Annotated in this window: 2 protein-coding genes; both read left to right on the forward strand. The window is 51.3% G+C overall.

What is annotated here, in order from left to right:
• The first annotated feature begins 944 nt into the window (after positions 1 to 944).
• Positions 945 to 1,379 carry a plasmid mobilization relaxosome protein MobC gene (locus DXB44_RS13850; protein WP_118659069.1) on the forward strand — a complete coding sequence of 145 codons (435 nt, stop codon included), beginning with the start codon at positions 945 to 947 and terminating at the stop codon, positions 1,377 to 1,379.
• On the forward strand, positions 1,351 to 2,086 hold a 736-nt coding region (locus DXB44_RS13855), incomplete at its 3' end, for a relaxase/mobilization nuclease domain-containing protein (RefSeq protein ID WP_158581899.1). The genes DXB44_RS13850 and DXB44_RS13855, both read left to right, overlap by 29 nt.

Below are 2,086 nucleotides of genomic sequence, written 5' to 3' on the forward strand. Positions count from 1 at the left end.
ATTTTACACCTCTCCGGAGGTTTACACAATTATTGGGATGGCCTCAGGGAAGATCGTTTATGGCGTTCTTTGAGCTCTTGATTCAATTGTTAATACCAGACAAACGGTTCTCCATGGCATCATAAGTCTTACTTCTACCGCTTTACCGTAATGAATTCCCCAAAACTATCTTGACGCACCCACGCTTCCATGATACCCTTTATTCCAAATCCTGCCGAAAAGTGGTGGTGCTCACCGTGATAACCACCACTTTCAGCAGATGATTGCCCAGAAAGAACGTACCGCCCCGCAACACACCCGATCATTTTGCCGCCGTTTCACCCCGACAAAATCCTTCGCCTGTACTGCATGGGCGGTATTTTTCTTTTTTACAAATAAAATCTTATGTAGTTGTACAAATCTCCGAAAATCATTTTGGGTTGTTGACTGCACAACTTCAAAGTGTTATTATTGCGTTTGAAAGAAGCAAGACGTAGTGTCCGCACTGCGCCCGGCTTTCTTCATACCGAACCTTGAATCCTTCATAAGCCGTCTGAACGTGATATCGTGCCATGACCTCACACTTTCTGTGGGTGAGCCGGACAACGCCGCTGCAAAACAGGGGCAGGAACTTCGTTCGGGGTAAACGGTGACCCCCTTACATGAGCAGCACCACCTTTACTTGTTTTTGCGTCTTAACAATTCGGAAACATTTGCCGAAAGTTGATTTTGAGCGCAGCGGTAGAGGGCAAGAACCGTCCCGTGGCCACAAATTTTCAATTCTTGAAAATTTCCTGTCCATCCGGGACTTCACTTCTACAATGCGTCTGCATTTCCGAAGTGATCTTGTTGCGGCGTGCCTGCCCCAAACCCTGCTCATCATTCGTGCCTTACGGCACGAATGGAACGGGGTGTCGTGCTTTACATAACTTCACCGAGGAGTTATCGAACAGACAGGAGGTACAATGACCAAAACGAATGTTCAATCGACCCCTAGCAATTCCCAGCACCACGACACGCCGAACAACAAAACGCACATCATCAAGTTCCGTGTGACAGCAGAGGAAAAAGCGTCACTGGAACTCACTTGCAAACTCCTGAATCTCTCCCTCTCCACTTTTATCCGCCGCGCCATCCACAACGTCAAGATTGAGAAAACGGTCATCGTTGCAGGCGGCGGCGAAGAAACCCTGACCGCTGTTTCCACTTTGCTTGCCCAGTGCAGCAAGGTGGGCGGAAACCTCAACCAGCTTGCAAGGCACTTCAATTCCGGCGGTGCAGACACCGAGCAGATCCGGGCGAAACTCCTTGACGAACTTGCAGACCTGACCGCATTTCGGCTGCACGCCGAGAAAGTTCTGGGTGAACTGTATGGCAACGCTCAAGCATATCAGCTCTAAGAACTCGGACTACACCGCCATCGAAACGTACCTCGTTTACCAGCACGACGCGTTCACCGGGAAGCAACTTTTGGATGAACAGGGCAAGCCGAAGCTGCGGGATTCGTACGTCCTCGATACACTTGAGTGCGGCGATTTCTCGTTTGCAACAGCCTGTCTGCTGGCAAACCGCAAGTATGGTAAGAACACCCAGCATGGTGATATTAAGAGCCATCAGTATATCATCAGCTTCGACCCACGAGATGCAGCCGACAACAGCTTGACCATGGAAAAGGCACAGGCACTTGGCCTGAAATTCTGCGAAGAAAACTTCCCCGGTCATCCTGCCATCGTCTGCACTCACCCGGATGGACACAACCATTCGGGAAACATCCATGTCCACATCGTGATCGGCAGCGTCCGAACACGAGAAGTGGAGCGTAAGCCCTATATGCAGAAGCCCCGCGATTGGCGTGAGGGTATGAAGCACTCCAGCACAGCCCAGACCATGCGACACCTCCGTGTCGAGGTCATGGAGCTGTGCGAGGGTGCCGGACTGTACCAGATTGACCTGCTCAACGGCTCGAAGGAGCGCGTGAGCGAAGCCGAGTATTGGGCAAGACGGCGTGGGCAGCAGAAGCTCGACCTTGCAAACGCAGCCCTTGCCGCAGCTGGACAACAGCCCAAGCAGAAGAAGTTTGAAACCGTAAAAGATACCCTGCGGAAAC

The sequence above is a fragment of the Faecalibacterium sp. OM04-11BH genome (assembly GCF_003482185.1).
Classification (GTDB): Bacteria; Bacillota; Clostridia; order Oscillospirales; family Ruminococcaceae; genus Faecalibacterium; species Faecalibacterium tardum.

Bases quoted from the DNA above. Each gene is read 5' to 3' on its own strand.
- DXB44_RS13850 (WP_118659069.1), top strand. From the start codon at position 945: ATGACCAAAACGAATGTTCAATCGACCCCTAGCAATTCCCAGCACCAC.